Origin of the sequence: Nocardiopsis lucentensis DSM 44048 (genome assembly GCF_000341125.1) — a bacterium.
In the GTDB taxonomy this organism is placed as follows: Bacteria; Actinomycetota; Actinomycetes; order Streptosporangiales; family Streptosporangiaceae; genus Nocardiopsis; species Nocardiopsis lucentensis.
The window spans coordinates 1-7,317 of sequence record NZ_ANBC01000792.1 but is presented as its reverse complement, the minus strand read 5'-3'; the positions used below and the strand labels follow the sequence as shown (position 1 = coordinate 7,317).

The window sequence follows — 7,317 nt, the reverse complement described above, 5'->3', positions numbered from 1 at the left end:
GGGCCCCCGCCACAGGGCAAGATCGGTCAAGCGGTGACGGCCGCCGCGCGAACATACTGGTCGCATGAGCGTTCCCACCGACGAACCGCCGTCCGGGCGCGACCGTCTGCGTGAACTCCTCGACGCCGTCCTGGACGAGGACAACGCGCGCCTGTCGGATATGGCGGGCCGCGCCCACTCCTCACCGTTCCACTTCAGCCGGAGGTTCTCCCGCGACACCGGGGAGTCACCGGTCGCGCTGCGCCGACGGGTCCTGTTGGAGCGGGCCGCCTGGCAGATCGGCCAGGGCACCAGCGTCACCGACGCGGCCTTCTCCGCCGGATACGCGTCGGTCGAGGGGTTCACCCGCGCCTTCACCCGGGCCTTCGGCCACCCGCCCAGCGCCACCACCGCGGGGAGCGGACGGTGGCTGCCCTCTCCGAACGGCGTCCACTTCCACCCGCCGCTCCACCTGTGGGTGGAGGGGAACCCGAGGAGCCGTCCCGCCATGGACCTGACCGCGCTGCAGATCCACCACGACGTGGACGACACGGCGTTCCTCCTCCGCCTGGCCGCGGATCTGCCGGAGGAGGACTACCGGAGGGCGTGGCACCCCGGTCGCACCGTTCTGTCCTGGGACGGGCCGGAGGAGTCCGTCGCCGCCACCCTGGAGCACCTGGTGTGGACCAAGGAGGTCTGGCTGGCCTCGATCGAGGGTTCCGACTTCCCCGAACGGGGCGCCGACGACCCCGAGTCGCTGCGGTCCCGCCACGAGGAGGCGGGCGCGCGCTGGATCGCGGCCGTGGACGACATGGGCCGCCGGGACGCCTGGGGCGACCGGCTCATCGACGCCCTGTGCGATCCGCCGGAGAGCTTCATGCTCGGCGGGGTCGTGGCGCACGTCCTGACGTACTCGGCGCACCGCAGACAGGCCGTCCGGCACATGCTGCGCTCGGCCGGGATCGAGGTCGGCCACGGCGACCCCCTGGAATGGCTGCACGACCGCAACGAAGGACGAGGGGACACACCGTGAAGACCGTGTACAACACCGCGACCAGCCTCGACGGGTTCATCGCCGACCAGGACAACTCCCTGGAGTGGCTGTTCTCGGTGGAGGGGGGCGAACCGGGATCGGAGGGCGGCGAGGCCCTCAGCGAGGTCGAGGACTTCATCAAGAACGCGGGCGCGATCGTGCTGGGCGCGACCACCTACGAGTGGGTCCGGGAGCACACGGGCGGCGAGCCCTGGCCCTACCGGGCCCCCACCTGGATCCTCACCCACCGCGACCTTCCCCGGGTCGAGGGGGACCTGCGTTTCGCCAGCGCCGACACCGACCGTGAGCTGCGGGATCTGCACGGGGAGATGGTCGAGGCCGCCGACGGGCGCGACGTGTGGGTGGTCGGGGGCGGCCGTCTGGCCGCGGACCTGGCCCGGATGGGCCTGCTCGACGAGGTCGTCGTGTCCGTCGCCCCGGTCAGCCTGGGCGGGGGCGCTCCCCTGTTGGACGGGCGGGTGCGGCTGCGCGCGCTGGAGGCCGGGCTCAAGGGGCCCTTCGCCTGCCTGCGGTACGAGGTCGTCCGCGACTGAGGCCGGGACGCGGCGACCGCCGGCGGGCGTGCCGCGGGGCTGGCGGCCGGGCCGGTCAGGAATCGAGAAGCGCCGGTCGGGGTGTGCTCCCTAGTCTGATCGTCATGGACATCACCATTCACACCACCGTCCTTCCGCACGACGACCCGGACGCGTCCCTGGCCTTCTACCGCGACGTCCTCGGCTTCGAGGTCCGCACCGACGTCGGCCAGGGGAAGATGCGCTGGATCACGGTCGGCCCCGTCGGCCAGCCCGGCACGTCCATCCTCCTGGCGCCGCCGGACGCCGACCCCGGGATGACCGAGGACGAGCGCCGCACCATCGCCGAGATGATGGCCAAGGGCACCTACGGCTGGATCCTGCTGGCCACCCCGGACCTCGACGGCACCTTCGACAAGGTGCAGGCCCTCGACGCCGAGGTCGTCCAGGAGCCGACCGACCAGCCGTACGGCGTCCGCGACTGCGCCTTCCGCGACCCGGCGGGCAACATGATCCGCATCCAGGAGGTGCGCTGACCCGACTGGTCACGGGCTCACGGACATCGACGGAAAGGAGCTCTCCATGTGCCACCCCTCGTGGGGGCGCGCACGCGCCGAGGAGCGGCGACTGGGCGACCTCGCCCGGCTGCGCCGTGTCCGCGACCGGATCGACCGGGAGTACGCGCGGCCGCTGAACGTCGAGGCGCTCGCCCGCGGCGCGTACATGTCCGCCGGTCACCTCAGCCGCCAGTTCAAGCTGGCCTACGGTGAGTCGCCGTACGCGTACCTCATGACCCGGCGCGTCGAGCGCGCGACGGCTCTGCTGCGGCGCGGCGACCTCAGCGTCACCGAGGTCTGCTTCGCGGTCGGCTGCTCGTCGCTGGGCACCTTCAGCACCCGCTTCACCGAGTTGGTCGGTGTACCTCCCAGCGTCTACCAGCGCCGCGCGCCGGAGACCGCGTCGGGGATGCCGCCGTGCGTGGCCAAACGGGTGACCAGGCCGGTCAGGGCGCGGGGCGTTCGCGGCGCGGAGCCGCAACCGGTGTGACGGTCGGCGTGTCCACCCCGCCCGCCGGGGACGGAGGGCGCGGTGGACACGTCTCTTCCGGCGTGCCTAGCCGACGGCTCCGGCCAGAACGGGGAGGTAGCCGGAGTCGTGGCCGCTGCCGTTCGGGTGATAGGAGCTCGAGATCGGCCAGGTGGGACCGTGGATCCAGGGCGAGGAGGCGCAGATACGCCTGCCCTCGAAGGAGGGGCTCACGTCGGCGAAGGCGAACCCGTGGGCGCTCGCCCTGTCGTGGATCGCCGCGTTGAGGGTGTCGGCGGTGGCGTTGACGCGTTCACGCCGCTCGACGCTGATGGCGCCGAAGCAGGGCGTCGTCTCGTACAGGCGGGGGTAGCCCAGCACGACGACGTGGGCCGACGGGGCTCCCTCGCGGATGTCGGCGTAGAGCAGGTCCAGCTCACCGGGCAGGGTCTCGGCGATGTAGAGCTCGGCGTCGTCCAGGGCGGAGAAGCAGTCCTGGTCCGTTCCGGTCCTGCAGGCCAGGACGACGTCGACGAATCCGGCGTCGTTGCCCCCGCTGGTGACGCTGACCAGGGTGGTCTCGGCGGACAGGGAGCCGAGCTGGTCGCTGCGCACGCTCGCGGACGTCGCGCCGCTGCAGGCGTCGAAGCTGAAGGACTGGACGGCGTTCCGCTCGGCCCAGAGCGCGGGGTAGGCCCGGGAGGACCGCTGGCAGGAGTACGAGAGGTCGTAGGATCCCGCGCCCGTACCCGACGAGTAGGAGTCCCCGAGGGCGACGTAGTGGACGTTCGGCGCGGCGTTCGCGGCGAGGGGGGCGAAGACGAGCAGCAGGAGGGTGCACAGCAGCACGTAACAGGAGCGACGGATCATCAGCGGGGGCCTTTCACCGCACGGCGGGCGTGCGTGGGGGTGTGAAGGGGTGGGGGGATGGTGGGGGTGGGTGTGATGGGGGCCATCACTGCAGAGAAGATAGGCCTGTGTGCTCCTCGTCACCATGGCTGGCGGGATAGAAGTTACTTACCAGTCAGTACAGCGAAGCTCGGCCGTGGTCCGGCTTCGGGTCGAGCTGCCCCTCGTCTCCGTCACGCCGCCCGTCGGGGCACGGGTGAGACGCGTGAGCGGTCGAGTGAGTCGGACTGCCGAGACATCGCTCCGGCGATGAGTCGACAAGGTGACATGTCCGCCGAGCGGGGGAGCCGCCTCCTTCGAAGGTCGTAACCGGAATGCCGATCCGTGCCCGATGTGCCGTGCCGGTCCGGTTCGCGACGCTGGGGTCACCCCACCGGAAGGAGAGGGACCGTGACCCCCACCGCCCCACCCCCGCGCCGCCGCCGACGTCCCGTCGCCGCCCTGGCGGCCTCGACGGGCGTCCTCGCCGTGATCGCCGCAGGTTGCTCCGCCCCAGCGACCGGCGGCCTCCCCGCTCCCGCGACCCCCGTGCCCGCCGCCGCCGACCTCACCGCGCAGGACGTCGACGCCTGGCTCGACGGTCTGCTCCCCGCCGCGCTCGACGACACCGGCATTCCCGGCGCGGTCGTCTCGGTCGTCCACGACGGTGAACTCCTCACCGCCCGCGGCTACGGGTACGCCGACACCGGCGCCGACGGTGGCGAACCCGTACCGGTCGACCCCGAGGACACGTTGTTCCGCGTCGGATCGGTGTCCAAGCTCCTCACCGCGACCGCCGTGATGACGTTGGTCGAGGACGGGACCCTGGACCTGGACACCGACGTCGACGAGTACCTCGACTTCACCGTTCCCACCGAGTTCGACGGCCCCGTCACCCTGCGGCACCTGCTGTCGCACACCCCCGGCTTCGAGGAGCGCATCAGGGGGATGATCCGTTTCGAGGGCGCCCCCGACCTCCGGCGCTACCTGGCGGAGGACCCGCCCGCCCAGGTGTATCCGCCCGGCACCGTCCCCGCCTACTCCAACTACGGCAACGCGCTCGCGGGTTACGTCGTCGAACGCGTCAGCGGGGTCCCCTTCGACGAGTACGTGGATCGGGAGGTGCTGGAGCCGCTCGGTATGGACTCCTCCACCTTCTCCCAGCCGCTCCCCGAGGACCTGCGCGAGCGCCTGGCGAACGGGTACACGGACGGCACCGGGCCGGCCGGGCGCTTCGAGGTCGTCGACGACGCCCCGGCGGGCGCGCTGACCACCTCGGCCCCGGACATGGCCCGCTTCATGCTCGCCCACCTTGGTGAGGCCGACCCGGGCACGGCCCCGCTCACCCCCGAGACGCTCGCCCTCATGCACTCCCCCGCGCTGGACGCCGACACGCTGGGCACGCTCGCCGAGGGTCCGCGCATGACACTGGGGTTCTTCGAGGAGGGCCGTGAGGGTCGCCGCGCGCTCGGCCACGGCGGCGACACCCTCTACTTCCACGCCCACGTGCGGATCCAGCCCGACCACGGCACCGGGATCTTCGTGGCGCTCAACGGCGGGGGCCACGAGGGCGCCGACAGCCTGCGCCTGCGGGAGGCGGTCGTCGACGGGTTCGCCGACCGCTACCTGCCGGGCGAGGGGCGGGTCCCGGAGGGAACGGACACGGCCGCGGAGCACGCGGCGATGGCCGAGGGCGTCTACACGGCGTCCAGAACGATGCACAGCACCTTCATGTCGGTGTTCGACCTCCTCACCCAGACCCGGATCCAGGCCCGGGAGGACGGAACGATCCTGGTGAGCCCGGGGCCGGGAACCCTGACCCCCGCGGTCTACGAGGAGGTCGAGCCGTGGGTGTGGCGTGAGGTCGGAGGGCAGCGCACGCTCACGATGCGGGAGTCCGAGGGCCGGATGGCGGCGATCGTGTTCGACCCGGCGTTCACCCTCCTGCGGGCCGAGCCCTCCGAGGACGCGTCCCTGGTGCTGCCGGTCCTGCTGTCGTCCGTCGCGGTCCTGTTCGTCGCGGTGCTCTCCTGGCCGATCGGGGCGCTGGCGCGCCGACGGAAGCCCCGCCCCGACCGGGACGGGACCGGACGCGCGGCCCGGGTGCTCACCCGTGTCGGCGTGGCCGCCGCGCTGACGGCCCTCGTCGGATGGGCCGTGGTGGTCGTCATGCTCCTGGGACTGCGGGATGTCCCCGAGGCGGCCCTGCGCGGGCTTCAAGGCCTGCAGCTGTTGGGGATCCTCGCCGTCCTCCCCGCGGCGTGGGCGCTGTTCGACGAGGTGCGCCGCCGCGCCGGGTGGAAGCGCTGGACGGGAGCCTCGCTGGTCCTGGCGGCGCTGCTCTGCGTGCAGTGGTTCGCGCTCGCGTACGGGCTGGTCGCGGTCGACGTGTCGTACTGACCCCGGCATCATGCTCAGGACGGAACGGAGGGGGAAGCGGTGACGAACGACGACGGGCCGGTGCGATGGGTGCCGGGTTCTCCGTTCGCCGCGGCAGCCCTGGTCGACGACACGCTCGACCGGGTGGGGCTGCGCGGGGAGAGGCGCCGCGACGTGGCGCTGGCGGTGGCGCTGACCGCGGTCTCGATCGGGTTGGTCGGGTTCCTGCTCGCGTCACTGGAGTACCTGGAGGGTGTCGTGGTGCCGACCGGCACCTGGATCTCCCTCGCCGCCGTGCTCGTCGCCCAGTCCCTGACGGTGTGCGCACGCCGCCGTCACCCCGTCGCCTGTCTCCTGGGCGCGACGGTGTTCCAGGTCACCATGGTGGCACTGCTTCCGGCCGAGGTCGGGCTCCAGGGGCCGGCGCTGTTCGTCGCCGCCTACACCTGCGGGACCCGGCTCAGGCCCGGACGGCTCGCGGCGGTCGTCGTCGCCGCGACCCTCCTGCACTGGGCGGCCGGAAGCCTGGTCATAGGGCGGCTGGCGCCCGAGATCACGCTCCCGCTGATCTCGGAGAGCCCCCTGACGGCGTCGCTGGGGTTGCTGCTCGCGGGCCTCCCGGTGTTCGTGATCCCGGCGCTCGTCGGCGCCTACGTGGGGACGCGGCGCCGCTACGTCGACCTGCTGCGGATCCGCGCCGACGAGGAGGCCCGCGCCCAACGGGAGCGCCTGGAGGCGGCGATCCGTGCTGAGCGCGCCGGAATGGCCCGCGAGCTGCACGACATCGCCGCCCACCACCTGTCCGGCATGGTCGTGCAGGCGGGCGCCGCCGAACGGCTGGTCGGCCGCGACGACGAGGCCGCCCGGAAGGCGATGGCGTGGGTGCGCGCCCAGGGGAAGGAGACCCTGGCGAGTCTGCGACTGGTCGTGGGGGCGCTGCGCGACCCCGACGAGGAGAGCGGGGGCCTGCACCACCGAGGCGAACCGGGCGCCCGGGGAGCGCCGGTGCCGGGGCTGGCCGCCCTGGACCGGCTCGTGGCGGCCGAACGCGATCTGGGCGCCGACATCGACCTCGTCCGCGAGGGGGAGGCTCACGACCTGCCGCCGATCGCCGACGTCACCGCCTACCGGGTGGTCCAGGAGTCGCTGTCCAACGCCCGCGACCACGCGGCCGGAGCGCGGGTCCGCCTCCTGGTCCGCCACGAGTCCGGGCGCGTGGTCCTGGACATCGAGAACGGTGCCGGCGGCGCGCGGGCGACGGCCCGGGAGCACCGCGGTCTGGGAGTCCTCGGCATGCGGGAACGTGCTCAGGTCGTGGGCGCGGCGCTGGAGGTCGGGCCGACCGGGCCCGGTGGTTGGCGGGTGCGTTGGGAGATACCGGTGGAGCGGAGGGGCGAACGGTGATCAGGGTGCTGTTGGTGGACGACCAGTCCATCGTCCGGACGGGTTTTCGGGTCATCCTCGACCTGGCCGACGATA

General features: G+C 72.7%; 7 protein-coding genes. 6 read left to right on the top strand and 1 reads right to left on the bottom strand.

All coding sequences use genetic code 11. The features are described 5' to 3' along the window. The first annotated feature begins 64 nt into the window (after window positions 1–64). The 4 genes from D471_RS0127710 to D471_RS0127695 all read left to right on the top strand — a co-directional run bounded on the left by D471_RS0127710 (window position 65) and on the right by D471_RS0127695 (window position 2,592). On the top strand, window positions 65–1,012 hold the full coding sequence (locus D471_RS0127710; protein WP_017601634.1) for a helix-turn-helix domain-containing protein: 948 nt from the start codon (window positions 65–67) through the stop codon (window positions 1,010–1,012). Then, a complete protein-coding gene (locus D471_RS0127705) occupies window positions 1,009–1,566 on the top strand; it encodes a dihydrofolate reductase family protein (protein ID WP_017601633.1) in 558 nt (185 codons plus the stop codon). The genes D471_RS0127710 and D471_RS0127705 overlap by 4 nt, the downstream gene beginning before the upstream one ends. A 104-nt stretch (window positions 1,567–1,670) precedes the next feature. Next, window positions 1,671–2,081, top strand: coding sequence for a VOC family protein (locus D471_RS0127700; RefSeq protein WP_026128136.1), 411 nt, complete (start codon window positions 1,671–1,673; stop codon window positions 2,079–2,081). 46 nt (window positions 2,082–2,127) lie between these two features. After that, window positions 2,128–2,592 carry a helix-turn-helix transcriptional regulator gene (locus tag D471_RS0127695; protein WP_017601631.1) on the top strand — a complete coding sequence of 155 codons (465 nt, stop codon included), beginning with the start codon at window positions 2,128–2,130 and terminating at the stop codon, window positions 2,590–2,592. Window positions 2,593–2,658: 66 nt separating this feature from the next. On the opposite strand, the gene D471_RS0127690 is transcribed toward D471_RS0127695, so the two are convergent. Then, the gene (locus D471_RS0127690) at window positions 2,659–3,441 is read right to left on the bottom strand and encodes an SGNH/GDSL hydrolase family protein (protein ID WP_017601630.1); all 783 of its coding nucleotides are present in this window, start codon (window positions 3,439–3,441) and stop codon (window positions 2,659–2,661) included. Window positions 3,442–3,870: 429 nt separating this feature from the next. On the opposite strand from D471_RS0127690, the gene D471_RS0127685 reads away from it, so the two are divergent. Then, complete coding sequence (locus D471_RS0127685; protein ID WP_017601629.1) at window positions 3,871–5,859, top strand: serine hydrolase domain-containing protein; 1,989 nt, start codon at window positions 3,871–3,873, stop codon at window positions 5,857–5,859. Window positions 5,860–5,898: 39 nt separating this feature from the next. After that, on the top strand, window positions 5,899–7,242 hold the full coding sequence (locus D471_RS0127680) for a sensor histidine kinase (RefSeq protein WP_017601628.1): 1,344 nt from the start codon (window positions 5,899–5,901) through the stop codon (window positions 7,240–7,242). Window positions 7,243–7,317: the final 75 nt, after the last annotated feature.

What these genes read in the sequence shown, in the direction of transcription:
- D471_RS0127700 (WP_026128136.1), top strand. Translation starts at nt 1,671, where the DNA reads ATGGACATCACCATTCACACCACCGTCCTTCCGCACGACGACCCGGAC.
- D471_RS0127695 (WP_017601631.1), top strand. Translation starts at nt 2,128, where the DNA reads ATGTGCCACCCCTCGTGGGGGCGCGCACGCGCCGAGGAGCGGCGACTG.
- D471_RS0127710 (WP_017601634.1), top strand. Translation starts at nt 65, where the DNA reads ATGAGCGTTCCCACCGACGAACCGCCGTCCGGGCGCGACCGTCTGCGT.
- D471_RS0127690 (WP_017601630.1), bottom strand. Translation starts at nt 3,441, where the DNA reads ATGATCCGTCGCTCCTGTTACGTGCTGCTGTGCACCCTCCTGCTGCTC.